Source organism: Mesorhizobium sp. LSJC280B00 (assembly GCF_000502835.1).
Taxonomy (GTDB): Bacteria; Pseudomonadota; Alphaproteobacteria; order Rhizobiales; family Rhizobiaceae; genus Mesorhizobium.
This window is the reverse complement of sequence record NZ_AYVL01000011.1, coordinates 161,186-182,368: the sequence shown is the minus strand read 5'-3', so window position 1 is coordinate 182,368 and position 21,183 is coordinate 161,186. Positions and strand designations below refer to the sequence as shown.

Genomic DNA, 21,183 nt, shown 5'->3' with positions numbered 1-21,183 from the left:
CGCGCGGCCCGCCGCCGGCATGCGCCGACGCGGCAGCCTCGGCCTCGTCGACCGCAGCCAGGATGGCGCGGACGCGAACGAGAAATTCCGAACCCGCCTCGGTTAGCGACACGCTTCGTGTCGTCCGGTGCAGCAGGCGCACGCCCAACCGCTCTTCCAGCGAGGCAAGGCGCCGCGACAGGATCGTCGCGTCGCGGCCGATGCGAGCAGCCGCCTTGGTGAAGGAGCGTGCTTCGGCGATTGCCGCGAAGGCGGCCATTTCGACCAATGCTGCCGGTTCGTGCGATTGCTGCATCAGGCGCAGAGCTCAAATGTAAAACACAAGGATTATATACCAATAGCGCAGCAGCTAGTTTCACTCAATCCCGGCCCGTCAATCGGCCATCAACCGGAGTGAGACATGAAAGCGATCGAACTGACTGCCCCGAGACTGGACGCGTTTCGCGCGGCCACCGTTCCCACGCCTGAACCGCAGCGCGGCGAAGTGCTGATCCGCCTGCGCGCCGCAAGCCTCAATTTTGTCGATGTCGCGATAGCGAGCGGCAACTATCCAGGTCCGAGCTTTCCGCTCATTCCCGTCGTCGACGGCGCCGGCGAGATCGTCGGTATCGGCGAGGGCGTGTCGAGGCTCGCCATCAACGACCGCGTCATCGCCCATGCAAAACCGCGCTGGATCGGCGGCCGTCCGCGGCCTTATGAGACCAGAGAGATGCGCGGGCTGACACTGCCCGGCTCGCTCGCCGAATATGTCGCGCTGCCGGCCAATGCCGTTGTGCCGATGCCGGCGCATCTGTCCTTCGAAGCGGCAGCGACGCTGCCGATCGCCGGCACCACCGCGTGGAATGCGCTTCGCGCCGCCGATGCCGGGCCGGGGTCGGTCGTCGTCCTGCTCGGTACCGGTGGTGTCTCGATCTTGACCCTGCAGCTGGCCAAGGCAGCCGGCGCCACGGTCATCATCACCTCGTCGTCTGACGAAAAGCTGGCGCGCGCCAAGGCCTTGGGTGCGGATCATCTCATTAATTATCGTGAGACGCCGGACTGGGACGCCAAGGTGCTCGAGTTGACCGACGGGCTCGGCGCCGATCTGATCGTCGAAACCGGCGGCGCGGCCACCTTCGCCCGCTCCATCAATGCCGCGGCGCCCGGCGGCACGGTGTTCGCCATCGGCTTCGTCACCGGCGCCGAGGCCACCACGAACCTGCTGCCGATCATCATCAAGGCACTCAAGGTGGTGGGCAACAACACCGGTTCAGTATCCGACCTGCGCGACGCGGCGCGCGCCATCGGCGCCGCCCGTATCGATCCGGTCATCGACACGGTCTACGGCCAGCACCAGGCGACCGAGGCCTACGCCCATATGGCAGCCGGCGGCCGGCATTTCGGCAAGCTTGCGTTTACGTTGACGTGGTGAGCCTGGAAAGGCAGAGCGCGGCTTCATTCCAGCTTGGGTTCCTCACCCCACGAAAGTGGGGAGAGGTGGCTCGGCGAAGCCGAGACGGAGAGGGGAAACCGCGCTCTACGAAGGACCCCTCTCCGGGCGCGGAGCCTGTCCTCGGGCTTGCCGAAGGCAAGACCCGTGGGCGGCCACCTCTCCCCCGCCTCGCGGTGGGCGAGGAACCCAAGTCTTGAGAGGAGATTGGCAGCCTCACCGTCTGCCCCTAAATCAGCTTCTCCAGCGTGATCGGCAGATCCCGCACCCTTTTCCCGGTGGCGTGAAATACCGCGTTGGCGATCGCCGGCGCCACGCCGACGATGCCCAGCTCGCCGACCCCCTTGCCGCCCAGCACCGAGGAATGCGGATCGGGAATACCGACCGAGATCACCTCGATGTCGGGAATGTCTGCATTGGTGGCGATGAGATAGTCGGCGAGGTTGTTGTTGACGATGCGGCCGTGGCGGCGGTCGACGATGCCTTCCTCGAGCAGCGCCTGGCCGATGCCCATGATGATGCCGCCCTTCCACTGGCTTTCGGCGAGCTTGGGATTGTAGAGCCGGCCCGAATCCAGCGCCGACACCACGCGGGAAACGCGAACCGTGCCAAAGTCCTCGTCGACGCGGACTTCGATGAAATGCGCGCACCAGCTGTGGCGGGAATAGTCGCCCTCGGTGTGCGGCAGCGCCATGGCTATGGTGGTGTAGTTCTTGTAGCGGTCCTCGACCGTCGAATTGGCCGGCATGGTGTCGCCCTTCGCCTCGATATGCTCGCGCCCGACGCTGCTGAGCAATTCGGCGATCGAAACTTCCGGGCCGTTGCCGCGCGGTGAAGCGATGCGGCCATTGGCGACGACGAGCGTGTTGGCCTGCAGCGCATGGAACGGCGAAGCCGGATCGCTGATGGCGAGCCCGATCAGCTGGTCGAGCGCGGCACTCGCCGCCTTGTGGACGGCGCCGGTCATCACCCCGGCCAGCCGCGAACCGCCGGTGACGCCGGCACGGGCATAGCGGGAATCGCCAAGCTTGACGACGACGTTTTCCGCCGGCACGCCCACCACCTCGGCGGCGGTCTGCGCCAGGATCGTGTAGGTGCCCTGCCCCATGTCGATCGATGAGCTTTCGACCTCGACCGAGCCGTCGGCGAGAATGCGCACGACCGCCTCGCCATAGGCGCGCCGGACCGGGTAGGTGCCTGCCGCGACACCCCAGCCGATCAACTGGTTGCCGTCGCGCATCGAACGCGGCCGGGGGTTCCGCTTCGACCAGCCAAAGGCTTCGGCGCCGGCCGCGAAGGCCTCACGCAGTTGCCGTGTCGACCACGGCTTCTTCGCATGCGGGTCCTGCTCGGCATAGTTCCTGAGACGGATTTCCAGCGGGTCGATACCGACCTCGTAGGCGAGCTCGTCGATGGCGCTTTCGATGCCGAAGGCGCTCGGGTTCTCGCCCGGCGCGCGCAATGCCCCTGGCACCACCGTGTTGACCCGCACGACGTTCTGCCGCGACGAGAAATTCGGCGTCGCGTACATGACCGAGGTGACCGAGCCGAGCGGCTCGACCCACATGCCGTCGACCGAGGTCTCGTTGACGCCGCGATGCACGATCGACTGGATCTGGCCCTCCGCGTTGGCGCCGAGCGCCACGGTCTGGCGCGTCGCCGCCCGTCCGCCATAGGCGGTGAAGGTCTGCGGCCTGGTGACCGCCAGCTTCACCGGCCGTCCCAGCATTTTCGCGGCGACTGCCGCTACAGCGCCGTAGCCATAGGCAAACGCCTTGGAGCCGAAGCCGCCACCAATATAGGGCGAGACCAGTCGTACATTCTCGAACGGCACGCCGAACCATTCGGCATAGGTCCGCGCCATGCCGTCGAGCCATTGGCTCGGCTCCCAGACCGTCAGCTGGTCGCCCTGCCACTTTGCGATCAGGCCATGCGGCTCTATCGGCGCCTGGTATTCGCGCGGCGTGTTGTAGGCGTTGCAGATCCTGACCGGAGCCGAGGCGAACGCTGTCTCCGCCTCGCCCCATTCCTTGGTCATCGCATCGACCGGGATGCCGTCGCCGGCCTTTGGATCGCTGAGGTCGACGATCGCCGCCGCCTCGTCATAGGCGATCTTGACCAGCGCCGCGGCGGCGACCGCCTGCTCGAAAGTCTCGGCCACCACCGCCGCGACATGCTGGCCGCTGAAGGTGATGTCGCGCGCCAGCGGGCAATAGGCGACATCCGGCGGCGGCGTACCCAGCCAGTCCGTTGCGGTTCTCAGCGGCAGGATATTGTCGGGCGTCAGCACCAGCAGCGCGCCGGGCGACGCCTTGGCCGCGGCCGTGTCGATCGAACGCACCCGGCCGGCGGCAATGGTGCTCTCGACCAGCACCGCATGCGTAAGCCCCTCGAGCTGCTGCTCGACGGCGTATTTGGCGGCACCGGTGATCTTGGCCGGGCCGTCGACGCGCGACAGCCGGCCGCCAACCTGATCGGCGAGGACGGCACCGTCCGAAGCGTCGCCGCGTTTGGCATCGCCGGGTCTTGTTCTCAACTCGTGAACGGTCATGCCGTTTCTCCCATTTTGAGGATGGCGCGGGCGACGACGCGCGGCGCCAGTTCGATCTTGTAGTGGTTGGCGCCACGGTCGACGGCGCCCTCGACGGCGAGCAGGCTGGCTTGCCTGACGACCTCCGGCTCGAGCACCTTGCCGTTCAACGCCTCTTCGACGGCACGGGCGCGCCATGGCTTGGTGGCGACGCCGCCAAGCGCGACGCGCAGATCGCGAATTGTCCTTCCGTCGGCCTCGAATTCGATGCCGACGGCGGCACTTGCCGCGGCGAATTCATAGGACTGGCGGTCGCGGACCTTGAGATAGGTCGAGCGGCGGGCGGCCGCCGAAGCGGGAATGCCGATCGCGGTGATCATCTCGCCGGGCTCGATCGCATGTTCCCTTTCGGGCGTGCTGCCCGGCAACAGGAAAAAATCATCGACGGCGATCTGACGGTCGCCGAGATGGACGATCGCGTCGAAGGCGACGAGTGCAACCGCCAGGTCGCCGGGATAGGTGGCGACGCAGGCCTCGCTGGTGCCGAGCACGGCATGGCCGCGGGTGACCCCGCCGATCGCCGAGCAGCCGCTGCCGGGCCAGCGCTTGTTGCAAGCGGGGAAATTCGCCGGATCGCGGAAATAGGGGCAGCGCGTACGCTGCATCAGATTGCCGCCGATCGTCGCCATGTTGCGCAGCTGCGCTGACGCCGCCTGCCACAATGCTTCCGAGACGGCGGGGAACCGGCTCTTGATATCGGCATGGTCAGCGACGCGGCTCATCCTGGCCAGCGCGCCGATCGTGGCGCCCCGGTCATCAACGGCAATCGTGTCCAGTCCCTTGAGATGGGTGATGTCGACCACGGTCTCGGGTTCGGCAACGCCGCATTTCGCGAGATCGACAAGCGTCGTGCCGCCGGCCAAAAGCATGGCGCCGGGAAGTGCTGCTGCCTCACGGGCTGCATCGACGGAGCTGGCGCGGAGATATGAAAAGTCCCTCATGACGCGGCCTCCACGGCCGCCTGGCGCACGGCGGCGACGATATGCGGATAGGCGCCGCAGCGGCAGAGATTGCCGGCCATGTATTCGCGGATCTCCTCATCCGAGCCGGCATGGCCTTCGCGAATGCAGGCGACCGCCGACATGATCTGGCCCGGCGTGCAATAGCCGCACTGGAAGGCATCCTGTTCGAGGAAGGCGGCCTGCACCGCATGCAGCGTGCCATCCTCCCCGGCAAGCCCTTCGATGGTGGTGATGTCCCTGCTTTCAGCCTGAGTGGCGAGCGTCAGGCAGGCCAGCACGCGCTGGCCGTCGATATGAACGGTGCAGGCGCCGCACTGGCCCTGGTCGCAGCCCTTCTTGGTGCCGGTCAGGCCGAGATGGTCGCGCAAGGCGTCGAGCAGGGTAACGCGCGGTTCGACCTCCAGCTCATGTCGATGTCCGTTGATTCGAAGTTGGATTGGAGTTCGGGTTTTGCTTGTCATGGGGCGTCTGGCTCCGGTTGCTTGACGCGGGAGGGGATGATCTGGTGCCCGGCCGGCGAGCGGCAAGATCAGCTTATGGCTGGGTGAGCTAATCTCCCCCCTTGCGGGCGAGATGCCCGGCAGGGCAGAGGGGGTCGGTTCGACTTGGCGCGAGCTCCGGGAGGGCTGCGGCTTGGGAGGTCGAAAGACGTGACATACCCGATCCCGTGATTACATGAGAAAGGCACTCCACAATCGGAGGCGCCTCCGCTTATTACCTAAGGGCCTGCTCCGCCCTGTTCAAGCCCAGGATCGAAAATGATCAAAATTGGAGGAAATTGGCAGGGCAGCCGGCCGTCATGCCTGGAGACAAAAAAGCACCACCGGCCCAAGCCGGTGGTGCTCTCTGAACTGTCTGTAGGGGCAGGACAGTCCAATGATCCTGAGGGGATCGTGCTCAACGTGGGCTCATTTTTGCCCCACGGCATCGGCCGAACAGATGACGAGTGCCGGCCGCGAGGAAATATCCTCCGTCGTCATCCACCGGACGTCATCCACCGGCCGTGCACCGGAGGCGGGCAAGATGCCTCCGCCTGCCGGAACGCCGGCCCAGACTCGATCCTGTGATTATATTTACTTGCGATTATATTTGTCGGAGACGTAACGAAGGTGGAAGCGTCTGCGTTCTTGAAACGGGGCCTGCCTGTTCGGTTATGCTTCGGATCAACACTGGAGAAAAAATTGGCCGCGGAGCCGCCCGTCATTTCTGGAGACAAAACCGAAGCCGCCGTTGCAAAGCCGCTGCGCGCCGACGCGCAGCGCAACCGCGATGCGCTGGTCGAGGTCGCGGCAAAAGCCTTTGCCGCCCAAGGCGTCGATGCCTCGCTGGAGGAGATTGCGCGCCAGGCCGGCGTCGGCATCGGCACGCTCTACCGGCATTTCCCAACCCGCGAGCACCTGGTCGAGGTGGTTTATCGGCGCGAAGTGGAAGGACTGTGCCAGGCGGCCGACGAACTCGCCCGCGATCATGCGCCCGACATGGCGCTCGAACAATGGATGCAGCGCTTCGTCGACTACATCGCCACCAAGCGCGGGCTGTCGACAAGCCTGCGCATCCTGCTCACGACCAACTCAACCCTGTTCTCCGACGTTTCGGGCAGGGTGACGCTCGCCTTGCGGCGGCTGATCGATGCCGCGGTCGCCGACGGCTCGATCCGCGGCGATGTCGATGCCTCCGACGTGCTGCATGCGTTGGGCGGCATCTATTCGGCCCCGGACACCAAGGACTGGCGCGACCGCTCGCGCCGATTGGTGTCGCTGCTGATGGATGGGCTGCGGTTTGGAGCGGCCAAATCCGGCCCATCCAAGGAATAACGAATGCAGTGACTGTCCTTATTTCAGCGAGATGCTCATACCGCTGAGATCGGCATTGACTTGCAGGCCTACCTGCCTGCCCGTGAGTTCGAGTTGGGCACCCTTGTCATTGGTCATGACGATCACCTGGGCTCCTTTGCCGAGCGCGCCGCCACCGCCCGCTGCACCGTACACCCCCGTCACATCCCGGGCGCGGCGTATGTGGCGCACGGTACCTTTGAAATAGGTCTTGGAGGCGCCGAAGGCGAGGCCGCCCGAGATGCCGCCGACCGAGATGGGATATCGGCGACCATGGAAGGTCAGTGTGCCCTCGCCTCCGGAGCCGCCGATGAAAAAGGCCGCCTTGTAGATGGCGAAGCGGATCGTACCGCTGTCGGCATGCGCGACGCTGGCAAAGCTAACTGCCGCCGCAGCGATGACGGCAACTGCGACTGAACGAAATCTGGACGAAATCTTCATGATGAGAACTCCTCAAGATCGCCGCATGCCCAGCCGGCCGGGCACGTCGGCGTCATATCAAAGTCATAGCTGAACAGTCTCGCCCGTCATTGGTTCCAAGCACGCGGCCTGAATTCCGGCCGCGAGAAGACCGCCACGAAACGAGGCGGATGGCGAGCATAGTCCTGGCTGTAAGAACAGTGGCCGACCAGCGGGGATCTGTCGCCGGCGCTCCTATGAAAACGTAGGTGTTGAAGCGGAATGGTATTAGTCTGCGCTGTCTGGGGTTTCGGGGAGCGCGGCAAAAGAATGGATTTGAACTCGGGCTATGGCTACCTGCTGATCGGCGGCCTGATCCTGGTCGGTGCCGGTCTCCTGGTCGTTTCGCTGATCGTCAATCTTCGCGTGGCGCACAGTGTGCGTGACGACGTACGCCATCGTGAAAAGCTGCTGGAATATTATCGCAATATCTTTTCGCAGCTGGGCGTGATCCTGATCGGGATTGGCGTGTCCCTGTTCATCTTCTTTTTCCAGCAGAATTATCAGGACCAGCGCAAACGCGAAACGGAGCTCCAGCAGGTTCTCGCCAAACTGGCGGCGCGTGTTGCCCGCGGCAGCGCTGTCGTGGAGGCCCTCGGCGAATTCGACGCGCTGCTGGATGATGGCGGCGCCTATGTCAGTCCGGAACACGGCGGAAACAATGCCGCCGTCAGCGCCCACGGAACGGCGCTCGCCAAGCAGGTTTCGCAGATCCTTCTGGTCGAGCGCGACGTCGATGTTCAGGGGTTCGATATTCTCAATCTGTCACGCGATTTCGAAGCATCGTTCGTCGTCAACGAGCTCAACCCAATGCTATGGTTCAACATCGTCCGGGACGAGAGCGACATCAAATATGCCACTACCCAGATCGCCCTGGATTACAAGGACCTGCAGGATGCGATCGGCGGCGAGCCGATCGAGGTTGCGATCGCCAATCCCGAAAAGGAGCGGAAGATCAAGCGGGAGGTGCTCGACGTCTTTTATGATGCCGATCTGCTGCGCCAGCGCAGCAGGCGGTTTCTCGGCCGCGCGTGCTGGCTTTTCAGCAACGGGCGCGGCTTCGTCAAGCTTGCACCGGCCAATGAAATCGAAGCCGATGCCAGATCGCACCAGGAATGGCTCGACCGGTCGAAACCCTTCCTGACGAAGGCGACATCGGGCAGCGGCGATTGCTTCAAATTGCTTCAGTACGGTCCAGCGTCTTTGAGTTGAGCGCGGCGTCGTGAGTTGAGAACGCGCCGGCGGCACGGTTCAATTTGAGTCCGGCGGCCTGGGATCAAAACTCGATCAACTGGCTGCCGCCAAATGGCCGAGATGGATGGAAAGCGGACCTACTCGGCATTCGCATTGCGACTGAACACCTCGGCAGGAACTCGCAACTCCTCGGATTGTACGGCGGCAGGATACCCTGGAGCGGAAAATTTGATGCAGACGTCGCGCTTGTCCCTCTTGAGGTCGTAGGCGCCGAACTCTGCAAGGAAGGTGTCGCTGTATCGGATGCCGGATTCAGGATGTCGTGCCACGAGATAGATGTCGTATTGTTGGCGCTGACGAGTTTCAAACGGCCCGAATGCGATGACTTTCGAGTCCTTTTGGCCGGAGGCAGGGCATAGCCGTGCGAGCAGATAGACGTGCTCTCTGCTCGACCTTTCCAAATATTGTGTGATGTCGATGGTAGATGACACCTCCACCTTGAAATACTCTCCGTATGGAAGCTGCTTGCCAAGACTGGTCGGGGGTCTTCCTTCCACCACGCCTTGGTATTTCAACGAGCCGAGTCCCGCGCAACCAGCGAGGGACAGAGCTATGACGGCATAGAGAGCACATACCCTCAACATCATGGAACTTTCACAACCTCCGCGCACGACAGTTCCGGCTGACGTTTGCCGGAATTACTGGATGTCCGCAATGGGGTCGAACTCGGTCGTTCGGATTGGTTGGGTGCTGACCCCTAGTCCCCCACGCGCCGCAGCGTGCCGAGATGATTGTCGTCGAGAAATTCGACGGTCATGGCCGACGCCTTGCCGTCGCGGCCGACCGCAAAGCTTACGGCCGAGGGCCTGTCCGGCATCTCGGCATCGGGGAAGGTCACGAAGAGGTCGCGGTCGAAATGCTTCAGTGAATAGGACCGCGCGCCGGCGGGCCCGACCTTAAGGACAAGAGTGTGTCCTTCGCCCGACACAATAGCTTCGCCGAAGAAGTCGTTGAAGTAACGGCCTGCATAGGCACTGGCCGGCTCGGCCGGACTTGCTGGAGAGGGCGGCGCGGCATAGGTGGCCTTGGCCGCCGCAATCACCGGGCCGAACATGCTCGCATAGATATCATTCCATGCCTTTATCTTATCCTTGCCCAGCGTTCCATCGAAGACGAGATCGGCGAAGCTGTCGGACAGCCCCTCCGGCACGCCTGTCGGAAAGGCGTTGGCGATAACGACGATGCCAAGCTTCTCCTCGGGGAAGAGCATCACCAGGCTGCGGGCGCCGGCGCTGAAGGCGCCCGCATGACCCCAGATCGGCCCGTGTCGGCCGAATTCGACATTCCAGCCGAGGCCGTAGAAGGCCTCGCCTCCGGAGACGGGATTCTTGCCGCGAACCATCAAGGGAATATGTGTCTGGTCCAGCGCATCGGCGGCAATGAGTCTCTTGCCGGCATAGGCCCCGTTGCCAAGCACAAGGCGCATCCATTGCGAGAGGTCGCGTGCGGTGGAGCTGACGCCGCCTGCTGGCGCCTGCGCATCCGGATAGCGCTGGACCTTCGCGGTCCACGCGCCATCGATTTTGGCGTGGAGCTCGGCGCGGTTGGCGTGCTTGATGAAGTCCGAGTGGCGGGAGCTGGTCGAGGCCATTCCAAGCGGCCGGTAGAGCTTCTCTTCGGCGACCTCTTCCCATGATTTGCCCGTCGGCTTCGCGGCCGCGACGGCACCCTCGGTCAGTCCGAAATTGCTGTAGGAATAGCCGGCACGAAAGCTCGATGACGGCGACACGAACCGCAGGCGGCGCAGGATCTCCGCGCGGTCATAGCCGATGTCCTCGAGGTCGTCGCCGGCGGTGCCGGGAAGCCCGCTGCGGTGCGCAAACAGGTCGCGGACCGTGAGTTCGCTGGTCGGATAGGGCTGAGCGAGCCGGAAAGCCGGATCGAGGTCGGCGATCTTGGAATCCCACGAAGCGATCCCGTCGCTGACCAGCGCCGCCACGACGGTGGCGGAGACCGGCTTGGAGAGCGAGGCAATCTGGAAGACTGTGTCAGCGTCGACGATCTCCGGTTTTCCGGCTTCGCGATGCCCGAATCCCTTGAGGAAGATCACCTCGTCGCCGTGCACGACGCCGATGGCCAGACCGGGCACGCTACCATCCGCGACGACGCCTTCGGCAAGCAATTCGAGCTTCGCAAGGGCCGCGGCGATCCTGTCGGGTGGAATGGTATCGGCCGACGCCGCCTTCGGCAAAAGCACCATGATTGCGATGAAGGCCAACATCCTCCACCGGAGGTGATTCCGGTTTGTGAACAGCCGCATGCTCAGCCCCTCCGCTTCACCGGCGTGCACTATCGCAGGCCGACGCAGGGAAGGCCAGCCTCACGCTCGACCCGCCATCCATTGACGGATGTCCGCTTCACACCAGTCGAAATTCAGACAGCCGCGCCTGAGCTAGGATGCGGCACGCATGCGGAGGCGCCGTCTGCTGGCGCGGGCCTTCTCCGCCACCGCGGCGGTGATCTCGACCACGCCGTCTTCACGCGGTCTGGCGTTGGTGACCTTGTGGAGCCGCTCGTAGGGCAACAGTTCCTTGACCCGGGCTTGAAGCGACGCGACTTCGGCTCGCAGATCCTCGCATTCCTGCCTCTGGACGTCGAACTGTATCTGTTCGGAAGCCTGCTGCAGGGAAAGCTGCGAAAAATTCGCGCTGACCGCGGAAAGGGTCATCTTGTCGTTTTCGCTCTCCTTCGTGAGAGCAGACAATTTTTGCTCGACAATTTGCTTTTCGGCCACCGCGTCGCTCGCTTGGGCCTTGAGCCTGGCGATCTCGCTGGCGGCTTCGCTGTTCTGGTTGGAGGCGGCCTCCAGCCGCGATCGAAGGTCCTCGATTTCAGAACGCAAGCCGGTCATCTCCGCGACACCGCGTGCAAGTTCGGCTTCCCTGTCACCGTCCCTGATGCGGGCCGCTTCCGTCATTTCCGACAGCTTCGTCTGCGCCATATCGAGCGATTTCTGCAGCCGCATTTCCTCTTTCTCGCTCTTGCCAAGCGCGGCCAGCAGTTCCGAAACCTGCGCGGCGTCATTGGCATGGATAGTCGAGAGTTCGTCCAGCCTGTGCCGCGCCTCGGCCTCCCGTTTCAGCGCCTTGTCGAGATCGATCGACAGACTGACATGCTTCTCCCGCAGCATCTCGTTCTCGCGCGAGCGTCTGTTGGCCTCGACCGCTCTGGCCGAGAGCGTTTTGACAAGCTCGCCGAACTCGGCTTCGCGTTTTGCGCTCGCATTGCCTGCCACGACGAGTTCCAGCCTTGCTGCAGCCAGCGCGCCGCGAAGTGCTTCCTTGTCCTCGACCAGGCTCGCCTCGTGCTGCTGCAGGGCCTCGATAGCGCTGTCGCGCTCGCGCTGCTTTCTGGTCGCTTCGTGGAGCTGTTCGGACAGCACTCTTTGCTGCGCGGTCAGGCCGGTATTTGCCAGCTCCAATTCGTTGGCGCGAAGAATGTCGCCGTGGAGCAGTTTCAGGAATTCGCCCGTCAGATGATGCGAGGTCGCGATCTCCGACAGTTTCGCATTGATCTCCCCCAGATACTCCTGCGCGTCGTGAAAGAGCCCATCGACCGCACTTAAGGCAGCCAGCCGGGTTTGCGTATGGGGGGACAGCCGTCGTGCGGTCTCGAAGGCGTCCGCATTGGCCTCGAGCTGCGAGCTGTCATCCGTTGCCGCGAGATTCTCATCCGACACAGTCTCATCCGGCACAGTGACGTCGTTCAACGGCGACTGATCGTCCACGTTGAGACATTCGCTAAACGCATCCGCCAAATCGGTTTCGAGCTCCTTGAACGCTCTCTCCACAGTCTCGGCACGCTTGATCAAACCTTTGAAATTCATGACCGAATATCCCTCTCGTGCAGCGCCGTTAAGGAGCGGACTTTCAACACTTGACCCTCGCCTCCCCCGAATGCGGGTTCATCTCCTGACGTGCGCTCTGGCCGACGCACGCTAGGGACAGGCTTGGCCACTGTCCTCGTGTGTTTGAATGACATGTTCTGCCGCGCTCCATACCCGAGGCGTTGGCACCGCTCGCAAAATGCCCACTCATTTCACCCGAAACGGATATGAAGCGGCGCAAGCCTGAGGATCGCCTGGTGACTGTTGTAAGGATCGGCCGAGCGCCTCGGTGCTCTGCAGCAGCTACAAGTCACACTCGGACGAGGCGCGTTACGGCCGGGAGGCCTGACCTAATAAATGATTGTGTTGAATACGTTTCGCTGATTAGCTGCTGTGCATTGACCAGGGACAAGACCGATAAATGTTGTCCCGGGAGGACCGCGATGCCGGTGCTTGAGGTTCGCCACGTCTCCAAGAATTTCGGGGCTATCCAGGCCCTGACTGACGTCAGCTTCCAGGTGGAGCGAGGCGAAGTCGTTGGTCTGATGGGGGATAACGGGGCCGGCAAGTCGACGATAGTCAAGGCTGTGGCCGGGAATTTTCCTCCGAGCGACGGCGAAATTGTAGTCGAGGGCGAGGTGTGCCACTTCCACCAGCCCGTGCAGGCCCGCGCCAAGGGGATCGAAGTTGTTTATCAGGACCTGGCGCTCGCCGATAATCTGACGGCCGCGCAGAACGTCTTTCTGGGGCGCGAGATCAAGAAAGGCTTCTGGCCGATCAGGATTCTTGACAAGCAGGCGATGATCGATCGCTCGGCAGCGCTGTTCAAGGAACTCAAATCGGAAACCCGGCCGCGCGACCTCGTCAGGAAGATGTCGGGTGGGCAGCGCCAGGCGGTCGCCATCGCGCGGACCCGGCTTTCAAATGCTAAGCTGGTGCTGATGGACGAACCAACGGCCGCCATCTCCGTGCGCCAGGTGGCGGAAGTACTCGAACTGATCCGACGCCTCAAAGCACAAGGAGTCGGCGTCATGCTGATCAGTCACCGAATGCCTGACGTGTTCGCCGTGGCAGATCGCATTATCGTCCTCAGGCGGGGCTCGAAAGTTGCCGACAAGCCAGCTGACAAAACATCGCCCGAGGAAATCACTGGACTGATAACGGGGGCCATCCGTGGCGAATAGTGTTCAGGAGTCAGTTGGCGTTCAGGGCTCAGTCGAAGAACATGGCCGGCCGGCCATGTCGGATTTCGTCCCGACCAAGGAAAAAACAGTTCTCCAACGTGTGATTTCAAGTCAGCCCTTCTGGGTGACGATCGCGCTCATCGCGCTCGTCATGTTGATGACTGCGATGGAGCCGAGCTTCGGCACCTCTGAAAACGTCGCCAATGTGACGCGCAATTTCGCACCTTTCGGCATCATGGCCCTCGGCATGACGATCGTCATCATCACCGGCGGTATCGATCTGTCGGTCGGCTCCGTCATGGGTCTCGTGGTCATCGTCGCCGGCCTGTTCCTCACCTGGCATTATCCCTGGTACGTCGCCTTCGCCATGGGCCTTTTCTCCGGTCTGGCCTGTGGCGCGGTCAACGGATTCTTTGTCGCCTATGTCGGGATGCCGTCCTTTGTGGTCACCCTCGGTATGCTGTCCGTCGCGCGCTCGCTGGCGGTCGTATTCTCGGCCAACCAGATGCTCTACCAGTTCGGGCCCGATGCTCCGATCGTGAAGGCAATCGGTCAGTGGAAATGGCCGCGGCATGGTCCGAACGACTGGGCACCGCATTGGATACCAGAACTGTCGTCACAATTCTGGACCATGGTGATCTTGGCCCTGATTGTCGGCTTCGTATTCAACTTCACAGCCTGGGCCCGGCATCTCTTCGCCATCGGCGGCAATGAGGAGGCGGCACGGCTCACCGGCGTTCCGGTCAACTGGATTAAATTCCAGGCCTATGTCTTCTCGGCTTTCACCGCCGCGCTCGCCTCGCTCCTGCTCCTCGGCTATAACGGCTCGGCCATCAATGCCATGGGCCAAGGCTACGAGCTGCGCGTGATCGCGGCGACGGTCATTGGCGGCGCCAGCCTCATGGGCGGCGCCGGCACGGCCTTCGGTGCGATCATCGGTTCGGCGTTCCTCGAGGTGATCAGGAATGCGCTGCTGATGGCCGGCATCGATTCAAATTGGCAAGGTGCCTTCGTCGGCGCCTTCATCGTTCTTGCGGTTCTTTTGGGCATGCAAACCGGCGGCAAATCGATTCTCGCCGCGTCGCTGGCAGTCTTGATGCCCAAAAAACGTCGCTAGAAACCCGCCGGCGGGAGGCTTGCGGGATCACACCCAGGAGGAGAACGTCACATGAAAAAACATCTGCTGACGGCCGCCGTGGCGCTTGGCGCAATGGTGCTCGCCGTTTCCGGCGCCCAGGCGAAATACACCTTTGCCCTGGTGCCGAAGAACATGAACAATCCTTTCTTCGACCAGGCACGCGACGGCTGCAAGAAGGCCGAGGCCGAATCCAATGGCGCCGTGGAGTGCATGTATATTGGCCCCGGCGAGCATGGCGGCGGCGACGAGCAGGTACAGATCGTACAGGATCTCGTGGCCAAGAAGGTGGACGGCATCGCCGTGTCGCCATCGAACGCCGCGGCTATGGCGGTTGCGCTGCAGGCCGCCAAGGAAGCCGGCATCCCGGTCCTCACTTGGGATTCCGACCTCCTGCCCGAGAACAAAGATCTTCGCGTCGCCTATATCGGCACGCACAATTATGAGATCGGCGAGAACCTCGCCAAGCTTGTCATGCAGATCAAGCCCAAAGGCGGCACGATCTGCATCCAGTCCGGCGGCGCCGCGGCGGCCAACCACAACGAGCGCATGCAGGGCATTCGCGATACACTTTCGGGCACCAAATCGGCGGCTTCGCCCGGGGATCGGCTGACGGGCCAGAACGGCTGGACCGAAATCGAAGGCTGTCCGCTCTACACCAACGATGATTTTCCGCTTTCGGTGCAACAGTTCGAGGATATCATGGCGAAAAACCCGAACCTCGACGCATTCGTCCCAACCGGTGGCTTCCCGCAGTTCATTCCCGATGCCAACCGCGCCGCGGTCGCACCGTACAAGGACAAGATCGCCTCGAAAGCCCTGGCCCTTGTCGTTGCCGACACGCTTCCGGTACAGATCGACCAGATGAAGGAAGGTTTCTCCCTTGGCCAGGTCGGCCAGCGGCCGTTCGAGATGGGCTACAAGACGATGATGGCGCTGAAGGAAATGAAGGAGGGCAAGGCTCCGCCGGCCGACCCGACCTACACGGGCCTCGATGTCTGCACTCCGGAGACAGCCGACACTTGCGTCGCCAAATAGTGCTTTTGGGCGGGAGGAAACTCCCGCCCATTTCATAGGGGATCTCAATGCCGGAATTGTTCTCGCTCAAGGGCCGTGTCGCATTGGTCACGGGTGCCTCGCGTGGTCTTGGTTTCGCCATGGCCAAGGCACTTGCCGAAAACGGTGCGACGGTGATCGTCAATGCCCGCGACGTGGCCGCCCTTTCCGTAGCGGCCGAAAGGATCGGTGCAGAAGCCCTGCCGTTCGATGTCACCGACGCGGCGATCTCAAGGGCGTCGCTCGAAGGAATCGTCGAACGCCACGGCCGCCTCGACATTCTGGTCAACAACGCCGGCATCCAGCATCGTAAACCGCTGGTCGAATGGCAGGACGAGGATTTCAACCATGTGGTTGCCGTCAATCTGTCGGCTTGCTTCCGCATGATGCGCGACGCGGTGCGCCTGATGCTGCCAAACAAGTTCGGCCGCATAATAAACACCGGATCGGTCGCAGCGATCCTTGGCCGCCCCACCATTCACGCCTATGTGGCGGCAAANGGCAAAGGCGGGCCTGCACGGGCTGACACGCTCCACTGCCGCTGAGCTGGGCCGTCACGGCATCACCGTCAACGCCATCGCCCCCGGCTATTTCGCCACCGAGCTCAACACCGCACTTATGCGCGACGAGGCCTTCACCAAATGGGTCGAGGCACGAACCCCCGCGGGCCGCTGGGCCCAGCCTGAGGAGCTCGGCGGAGCGGTGGTGTTTCTCGCCTCCGACGCTGCCGCTTACGTCAACGGGCACGTGCTGGCGGTTGACGGCGGGCTATCGGTTTCCCTGTGATTTCAACCGGCGACACCGTGCCGGCAGGGCGTGCCTGCTAGCCGCCTGAAATGACGACTTGCCGCATCCGCTGCTGGCCCGGTCCCCTGCACGGACGCCGACGCCGGACAATTGGATGACGCGCCGTGTTGCAGCCGCCGACTATCGATTCGCAACGGGTTATTTCGACGTCCGGCGGTATCGATGCTTGATGCCGCCAATATTTCATTCCACACACCGGTCACGATGAGAGACGACATACGGGATCAGCGCCGGGTATTCGGGTGGGCCTTGCCTGCCTCCGCGGTCGTGCATTTGCTCGCCGCCGCGCTTCTTTTGTCCGCACTGCCGCTGTCGCCCCCGCAGCCGCAGAAGGAGCAGCCCATCGCAGTTGATATCGTGCCGCCGCCTAAACCGCCGGAAAAAACCAAACCTCCGTCCCCCGCTGAACCGCCCAAGCCGGAAAAGCAGCCGGAAGCCAAGGTCGAGACGCCGACGAGCCGTGAGATCACCGCGCAGAGACCTGTCTTCCAATTCGGTGAGAAGGACGCCGGTCCTCGCAAGTCTCTGGACGGCAACAGTGCGGAGGATGGTTCGGAACAACCGCCAGCGCCGCAAGTTCCCAGTAACCAGGATCTTGCACAGCCACCTGCCGTGACAGCGGTCGAGGGGAAAGACCAGGCTCCGTCGCCTGGCGCATCACCGCCGCCGAAGCCCAAGCCAGCGGATGTCGCCAAAGTGCAAAGGCCCTTGAAGCTTCAGGAAGCGAAGAGATTGTTCTCGAAATCAGCAACCGGTGATCCGGTGGTGGCGACAACCGCGATGAAAAATGTGCCGCGCGCCGAGCGGATCGGTCAGCTCTGCAACACGGAACTCGCACAGCAATTGGTGCACGCGTCGCCCCCCTATTTCCCAAACAGCCTGCTTGAGTATCGGCTGAAGGCCGGCACGGTCATGAACGTCGCCAGTGCGCCGTTCCCTGCAAACGGGCAGTGGTACGATCTGAGCTTTCGCTGCGAGGTCGATCCGGACGCGACGAGAGTCGTTTCGTTTGCCTTTCGTGTTGGAAATCCGGTGCCGCGCAGCGAATGGAAGCGCCGCGGGTTGCCCGCCGAATAGGTGGTCGAGGCCACGGAGGCTGGCTGGCCGGCGCCATCAAATCCGGCCGGCGATGTCTTCGCGCGCTCCGGGCTGCCGAACCAACACGCGCCAAAAGTGGCTTTCGTCAGCGGCCGCCGAAGTCTAGCATACGGCTTTGGGAGGAGGCTTCGATGACTTCAAGTTTCAACGTTCACCATGCTGCCGGCTATGAGCAGCTCATGGGCCGCTGGAGCCAAAAGCTCGCGCCGCTGTTCATCGGCTTCGCGGGCCTCAAGGACGGCGAAAAGATCCTCGACGTCGGTTGCGGTACCGGCAGCCTGACCTTCGCACTCGTCAAGGCCGCTGACCTCGGCGAGGTCGCGGCGATCGACTTTTCGGCCGTTTTCGTCGAGGAGGCAATCCGGCGCAACACCGATCCGCGGATAAAAATCCGTCAGGCGGATGCCTGCGCCCTGCCCTTTGAGGATGGCGCGTTCGACCGTGCCCTAGCCCTGCTCGTGCTCCATTTCGTGCCGGAAGCCGGCAAGGCAGTCGCCGAGATGCGCCGCGTCGTGCGGCCGGGCGGCGTCGTCGCGGCGACGGTATGGGACCATCTCGGCGGCATGCCGGGGATGCGCATGATGATCGACACGGTGGCGGTGCTCAGTGAAGGCGGACGCCAGCTGCGTGCCCGCTATTGCACGCAGCCGATGATGCAGCCGGGTGAAATGAAACGGACCTTTGTCGAACAGGGTCTCCGCGACGTTACGGAAACCCAGTTGATGATCCGCATGGACTACCAAAATTTCGATGATTACTGGGCGCCGATTGCCGCCGGCGAAGGGCCGCTCGGTAAGTATGTGGCCACGCTCGACCCGGAAGAGCGGGCGCGCACCGACGCCGCCATGCGCGACGCCTATGAGGCCGGCCGGCCCGACGGCCCGAGGTCCTTTGCCAATGTCGCCTGGGCCTGCCGCGGCGTCGTTGCCTGACCTTGGCGCTAATGCATGCCGCGCAAAAAGCGCGTCGCATGAGGCCGATCGAACGCGACGCGCTTTAGCCGATCCCGTAGACCAGCCCGACGCGGCCGTCCGAAAGCTGCTCGACCTTGCGCAGTTCGAGCCCACGACGATTCTTCGCCGTTCCAAACAGTGCCTTTCCGTCACCGGCGAGCAGCGGATAGACGATCAGCCTGAGTTCATCGACCAGCCCGGCATCGATAAGGCTCGCGGTAATTCGGGCGCCGCCCATAAGGTAGATGTCCTTGCCGGGCTGCTGTTTCAGCGCAGCGATATCCTCGAAATTCCGCACGAAGCGCGTCTTTGGCCAGGCCGCCGAAGTCATTGTGTTCGACAGCACATAATGCGGCGTCTGCGCGGCGAAGCGGGCCCATTCGAGCTCGGCCGGCTTCGGCAATTTGCCGGTCATCGGCAGCGGCTTGTCGGGCTCGTTCTGGATGGCGCTCCAGTAGCGCTCGTAGCCGGCATACATGACGCTGCCAAGCAGGCAAGCGTCGATTTGCGGCGTCAGGCCGTATTCGTCCGACCACGCGTCGACCCAATCGGCATAACCCTCGGGCCCCTCCATCTTGCCGTCGATGGAAATCTTCATTCCAGCGATCAATTTGCGCATGACTTCCTCCATCAGGCTTGCGGGATGCAAGCACGTTTCATCGTTTCAGCGTTGCTTCGTGTTGCTGGCGGCGACCTCAGGGATGGCCGCCGCGAGTTACATCAGGCCGGCAGGCGGCGGTCGTATTCTTCCCGCAGGCGGCTCCAGCCGTCCCAGAACGAGGTCGGCGTCTTGCCCGCCAGGCGGGCGGCCAGCAGGTCGAGGTGTATGTGCCAGCCGGCCGTGATGTTGAGCTGGATTGCACGTTCCGGCAGGCGGCGATGAACGACGGTGAGCAGCACATCGCTACCCTTCGCCTCCAGCAAGAAGGAGACGCCGCCGGTGTTTCCCCAGGTGATGGAAAGCTTGCGCGGCGGATCGAGTTCGGTGATCCGGCCCTCCATCCGATGCTCTTCGGGAAAGCCCGCGGGTCGCTGGCCAGGCGGGTCCGTCAGCTCGTCGTTACGCCAGACCAACTCGAACGAGCTGCCGGCCTTCATTTCCATCTGGCCCGCGGCCATCCATTGCCGGCGCAAGTCACTCTCGGTGAGATAGGCCCAGACGCGCTCGATGGGGCCGGGCAAGAGGCGCTGGATGGTGAACGTGGCGGGCTCGCTCAGCTCGCCATAGGCGTCGATGGTTCTCATCTGGTTCATTGCTCGTCTCCTTCTTTCGGGTTGGGCGATTTCCTGGACTCATCCTGGGCTTTGCGTGCGTCCTCTTCGCGAAGAAGGCGTTCGAGAACATCGAGACGACCGGTCCAGAAGCGCTCGTAGAAGCTGAGCCACTGATGGGCGCTGGCCAGCGGTCCAGGGGCTAGTCGGCACAGATGCGTGCGGCCCCTCACCTCTCGACGAATAAGCCCTGCGTTCTCCAGCGCCTTGATGTGCTTGGAGGCCGCCGCGAGCGACATCACGAAGGGTTCCGCCAGCTGGCTTACCGTTTTCTCGCCATCGGCGAGATCGCGAAGCATGTGCCGCCGGGTGGCGTCGCCAAGGGCGTGAAAAACCGCGTCCATCTGGGGTGTCTCTAATTCAACCATGTAGTTGAATATAGACGCACGCTTTGAGATAGTCAACCGTTTGGTTGAATAATTTTTGTGAAGCGCCGCGGGGCCGTTTGCGCCATCGAGCGTGTCGACGTGACGGGAGATACGGACGCGCCCCGCGACAGCAAGGGCGAGGCCCTTATTTGCCGTCGAAGAAACTGTGGATCGCGGCTTCCAGCTTTTCGATAAGCTGAGGGTTGTGGCAGCTGCCAGCCCAGATCAGGGCGTTTAGCCTCATCTCTTTGTTGATAAAGCTCACTTTCCCAGAATCCAGCAGGTATTCCGCGATCTCGTAGTGCCGCCCCTTGATAGCNCTTTGTTGATAAAGCTCACTTTCCCAGAATCCAGCAGGTATTCCGCGATCTCGTAGTGCCGCCCCTTGATAGCCTCGATGAGCGCGTTGTTTCTCCCCGTCTTGTCGGTCAGATTTACTTCCGCGCCATTCACCACGAGCAACTTGACGACTTCGAGATGCCCGTTCTTCGCCGCCTCGATAAGAGCCGTTCTGCCGTAGTAGTCAGCTCGCGCGTTGATCTCTATTTGGGGGTGTCTCACGAGGACAGAGATACACGCGTAATGTCCCTTGGCCGACGCAAGGCTCAAGGGCGTGCTCTTCCACTTGTTTCTGGAATTCACGTCGATTTCCGGGTCTTCGATCAGCGCCTCCACCACAGCTGTGCGGTCATTGAGGGCTGAAAGGTGAAGTGCAGACCAGCCGCCGTCGTCCGACTGATTGATGTCGGCGCCAGCCGCCAATTCCGATCGAACCGCCTCCGCATCGCCTTGTTCTGCCGCGACCAGCAGGGGCGACCAGTCTCTTGCCCCTTCGGCTTCCAAGCTGTTGGTCAACGCAGTCGCCTCCTCGGATAGTTCACAGAATACCACAGAATCCGCGATAGTGGGGTCGTCCTGCATTGAGTTCCCTGGAGCCCGTGGGTCACAGAGAGCTGTC

General features: G+C 62.7%; 22 protein-coding genes. 10 read left to right on the top strand and 12 right to left on the bottom strand.

The window, feature by feature from the left end; all coding sequences use genetic code 11:
* On the bottom strand, nt 1–295 hold a 295-nt coding region (locus tag X773_RS0138050), incomplete at its 3' end, for a LysR family transcriptional regulator (RefSeq protein ID WP_031211964.1).
* A 105-nt stretch (nt 296–400) separates the two neighbouring features.
* On the opposite strand from X773_RS0138050, the gene X773_RS56900 reads away from it, so the two are divergent.
* Nucleotides 401–1,411 (top strand): NAD(P)-dependent alcohol dehydrogenase, encoded by a 1,011-nt coding sequence (locus X773_RS56900; RefSeq protein WP_023677329.1) that lies wholly within the window; start codon nt 401–403, stop codon nt 1,409–1,411.
* 247 nt (nt 1,412–1,658) lie between these two features.
* On the opposite strand, the gene X773_RS56895 is transcribed toward X773_RS56900, so the two are convergent.
* From X773_RS56895 to X773_RS56885, 3 genes are read right to left on the bottom strand one after another with little or no spacing between them, the layout of a single operon-like run.
* Nucleotides 1,659–3,980 carry a xanthine dehydrogenase family protein molybdopterin-binding subunit gene (locus X773_RS56895; protein ID WP_023677328.1) on the bottom strand — a complete coding sequence of 774 codons (2,322 nt, stop codon included), beginning with the start codon at nt 3,978–3,980 and terminating at the stop codon, nt 1,659–1,661.
* A complete protein-coding gene (locus X773_RS56890) occupies nt 3,977–4,960 on the bottom strand; it encodes a xanthine dehydrogenase family protein subunit M (RefSeq protein WP_023677327.1) in 984 nt (327 codons plus the stop codon). Before X773_RS56890 ends, X773_RS56895 begins: the two co-directional genes overlap by 4 nt.
* Nucleotides 4,957–5,442 carry a (2Fe-2S)-binding protein gene (locus X773_RS56885; protein ID WP_031211962.1) on the bottom strand — a complete coding sequence of 162 codons (486 nt, stop codon included), beginning with the start codon at nt 5,440–5,442 and terminating at the stop codon, nt 4,957–4,959. Before X773_RS56885 ends, X773_RS56890 begins: the two co-directional genes overlap by 4 nt.
* A 720-nt stretch (nt 5,443–6,162) precedes the next feature.
* On the opposite strand from X773_RS56885, the gene X773_RS56880 reads away from it, so the two are divergent.
* Nucleotides 6,163–6,795, top strand: a complete 633-nt coding sequence (locus X773_RS56880; RefSeq protein ID WP_023677324.1) for a TetR/AcrR family transcriptional regulator — start codon at nt 6,163–6,165, stop codon at nt 6,793–6,795.
* 18 nt (nt 6,796–6,813) lie between these two features.
* Here X773_RS56880 and X773_RS56875 read toward each other — a convergent pair whose 3' ends face one another.
* Nucleotides 6,814–7,254 carry a hypothetical protein gene (locus X773_RS56875; protein ID WP_023677323.1) on the bottom strand — a complete coding sequence of 147 codons (441 nt, stop codon included), beginning with the start codon at nt 7,252–7,254 and terminating at the stop codon, nt 6,814–6,816.
* A 288-nt stretch (nt 7,255–7,542) separates the two neighbouring features.
* Between X773_RS56875 and X773_RS56870 the strand changes: the two genes are divergently transcribed.
* Nucleotides 7,543–8,484 carry a hypothetical protein gene (locus X773_RS56870; protein ID WP_023677322.1) on the top strand — a complete coding sequence of 314 codons (942 nt, stop codon included), beginning with the start codon at nt 7,543–7,545 and terminating at the stop codon, nt 8,482–8,484.
* Between the two features lie 119 nt (nt 8,485–8,603).
* On the opposite strand, the gene X773_RS56865 is transcribed toward X773_RS56870, so the two are convergent.
* From X773_RS56865 to X773_RS56855, 3 genes are all read right to left on the bottom strand, one after another.
* Nucleotides 8,604–9,041 (bottom strand): hypothetical protein, encoded by a 438-nt coding sequence (locus X773_RS56865; RefSeq protein ID WP_156937356.1) that lies wholly within the window; start codon nt 9,039–9,041, stop codon nt 8,604–8,606.
* 182 nt (nt 9,042–9,223) lie between these two features.
* The gene (locus X773_RS56860; protein WP_031211960.1) at nt 9,224–10,786 is read right to left on the bottom strand and encodes a serine hydrolase; all 1,563 of its coding nucleotides are present in this window, start codon (nt 10,784–10,786) and stop codon (nt 9,224–9,226) included.
* Between the two features lie 132 nt (nt 10,787–10,918).
* Nucleotides 10,919–12,352 carry a hypothetical protein gene (locus X773_RS56855; protein ID WP_023677319.1) on the bottom strand — a complete coding sequence of 478 codons (1,434 nt, stop codon included), beginning with the start codon at nt 12,350–12,352 and terminating at the stop codon, nt 10,919–10,921.
* 443 nt (nt 12,353–12,795) lie between these two features.
* On the opposite strand from X773_RS56855, the gene X773_RS56850 reads away from it, so the two are divergent.
* The 7 genes from X773_RS56850 to X773_RS56825 all read left to right on the top strand — a co-directional run bounded on the left by X773_RS56850 (nt 12,796) and on the right by X773_RS56825 (nt 18,564).
* Nucleotides 12,796–13,536 (top strand): ATP-binding cassette domain-containing protein, encoded by a 741-nt coding sequence (locus tag X773_RS56850; RefSeq protein ID WP_023677318.1) that lies wholly within the window; start codon nt 12,796–12,798, stop codon nt 13,534–13,536.
* A 55-nt stretch (nt 13,537–13,591) separates the two neighbouring features.
* Nucleotides 13,592–14,653, top strand: coding sequence for an ABC transporter permease (locus X773_RS56845; protein WP_023677317.1), 1,062 nt, complete (start codon nt 13,592–13,594; stop codon nt 14,651–14,653).
* Between the two features lie 51 nt (nt 14,654–14,704).
* Nucleotides 14,705–15,709: a sugar-binding protein gene (locus X773_RS56840; RefSeq protein ID WP_023677316.1), complete on the top strand. Its 1,005-nt coding sequence runs from the start codon at nt 14,705–14,707 to the stop codon at nt 15,707–15,709.
* 47 nt (nt 15,710–15,756) lie between these two features.
* Nucleotides 15,757–16,272 carry an SDR family NAD(P)-dependent oxidoreductase gene (locus tag X773_RS56835; RefSeq protein ID WP_023677315.1) on the top strand — a complete coding sequence of 172 codons (516 nt, stop codon included), beginning with the start codon at nt 15,757–15,759 and terminating at the stop codon, nt 16,270–16,272.
* Nucleotides 16,190–16,513, top strand: coding sequence for an SDR family oxidoreductase (locus X773_RS78140; RefSeq protein ID WP_245274723.1), 324 nt, complete (start codon nt 16,190–16,192; stop codon nt 16,511–16,513). Before X773_RS56835 ends, X773_RS78140 begins: the two co-directional genes overlap by 83 nt.
* Before the next feature lie 183 nt (nt 16,514–16,696).
* A complete protein-coding gene (locus X773_RS56830; RefSeq protein ID WP_023677313.1) occupies nt 16,697–17,611 on the top strand; it encodes a DUF930 domain-containing protein in 915 nt (304 codons plus the stop codon).
* 152 nt (nt 17,612–17,763) lie between these two features.
* Nucleotides 17,764–18,564, top strand: a complete 801-nt coding sequence (locus X773_RS56825; RefSeq protein ID WP_023677312.1) for a class I SAM-dependent methyltransferase — start codon at nt 17,764–17,766, stop codon at nt 18,562–18,564.
* A 64-nt stretch (nt 18,565–18,628) separates the two neighbouring features.
* On the opposite strand, the gene X773_RS56820 is transcribed toward X773_RS56825, so the two are convergent.
* The 4 genes from X773_RS56820 to X773_RS56805 form a co-directional block, all read right to left on the bottom strand.
* On the bottom strand, nt 18,629–19,204 hold the full coding sequence (locus X773_RS56820; protein ID WP_031211957.1) for a dihydrofolate reductase family protein: 576 nt from the start codon (nt 19,202–19,204) through the stop codon (nt 18,629–18,631).
* Between the two features lie 101 nt (nt 19,205–19,305).
* Complete coding sequence (locus tag X773_RS56815) at nt 19,306–19,839, bottom strand: SRPBCC family protein (RefSeq protein WP_023677310.1); 534 nt, start codon at nt 19,837–19,839, stop codon at nt 19,306–19,308.
* The gene (locus X773_RS56810) at nt 19,836–20,225 is read right to left on the bottom strand and encodes a metalloregulator ArsR/SmtB family transcription factor (RefSeq protein ID WP_023677309.1); all 390 of its coding nucleotides are present in this window, start codon (nt 20,223–20,225) and stop codon (nt 19,836–19,838) included. The genes X773_RS56815 and X773_RS56810 overlap by 4 nt, the downstream gene beginning before the upstream one ends.
* 261 nt (nt 20,226–20,486) lie before the next feature.
* A complete protein-coding gene (locus tag X773_RS56805; RefSeq protein WP_245274722.1) occupies nt 20,487–21,080 on the bottom strand; it encodes an ankyrin repeat domain-containing protein in 594 nt (197 codons plus the stop codon).
* Nucleotides 21,081–21,183: the final 103 nt, after the last annotated feature.

What these genes read in the sequence shown, in the direction of transcription:
- X773_RS56860 (WP_031211960.1), bottom strand. Translation starts at nt 10,786, where the DNA reads ATGCGGCTGTTCACAAACCGGAATCACCTCCGGTGGAGGATGTTGGCC.
- X773_RS56895 (WP_023677328.1), bottom strand. Translation starts at nt 3,980, where the DNA reads ATGACCGTTCACGAGTTGAGAACAAGACCCGGCGATGCCAAACGCGGC.
- X773_RS56890 (WP_023677327.1), bottom strand. Translation starts at nt 4,960, where the DNA reads ATGAGGGACTTTTCATATCTCCGCGCCAGCTCCGTCGATGCAGCCCGT.
- X773_RS56870 (WP_023677322.1), top strand. Translation starts at nt 7,543, where the DNA reads ATGGATTTGAACTCGGGCTATGGCTACCTGCTGATCGGCGGCCTGATC.
- X773_RS56830 (WP_023677313.1), top strand. Translation starts at nt 16,697, where the DNA reads ATGCTTGATGCCGCCAATATTTCATTCCACACACCGGTCACGATGAGA.
- X773_RS56900 (WP_023677329.1), top strand. Translation starts at nt 401, where the DNA reads ATGAAAGCGATCGAACTGACTGCCCCGAGACTGGACGCGTTTCGCGCG.
- X773_RS56845 (WP_023677317.1), top strand. Translation starts at nt 13,592, where the DNA reads ATGTCGGATTTCGTCCCGACCAAGGAAAAAACAGTTCTCCAACGTGTG.
- X773_RS56810 (WP_023677309.1), bottom strand. Translation starts at nt 20,225, where the DNA reads ATGGTTGAATTAGAGACACCCCAGATGGACGCGGTTTTTCACGCCCTT.
- X773_RS56820 (WP_031211957.1), bottom strand. Translation starts at nt 19,204, where the DNA reads ATGCGCAAATTGATCGCTGGAATGAAGATTTCCATCGACGGCAAGATG.
- X773_RS56825 (WP_023677312.1), top strand. Translation starts at nt 17,764, where the DNA reads ATGACTTCAAGTTTCAACGTTCACCATGCTGCCGGCTATGAGCAGCTC.
- X773_RS56840 (WP_023677316.1), top strand. Translation starts at nt 14,705, where the DNA reads ATGAAAAAACATCTGCTGACGGCCGCCGTGGCGCTTGGCGCAATGGTG.
- X773_RS56875 (WP_023677323.1), bottom strand. Translation starts at nt 7,254, where the DNA reads ATGAAGATTTCGTCCAGATTTCGTTCAGTCGCAGTTGCCGTCATCGCT.
- X773_RS56815 (WP_023677310.1), bottom strand. Translation starts at nt 19,839, where the DNA reads ATGAACCAGATGAGAACCATCGACGCCTATGGCGAGCTGAGCGAGCCC.
- X773_RS56855 (WP_023677319.1), bottom strand. Translation starts at nt 12,352, where the DNA reads ATGAATTTCAAAGGTTTGATCAAGCGTGCCGAGACTGTGGAGAGAGCG.
- X773_RS56885 (WP_031211962.1), bottom strand. Translation starts at nt 5,442, where the DNA reads ATGACAAGCAAAACCCGAACTCCAATCCAACTTCGAATCAACGGACAT.
- X773_RS56850 (WP_023677318.1), top strand. Translation starts at nt 12,796, where the DNA reads ATGCCGGTGCTTGAGGTTCGCCACGTCTCCAAGAATTTCGGGGCTATC.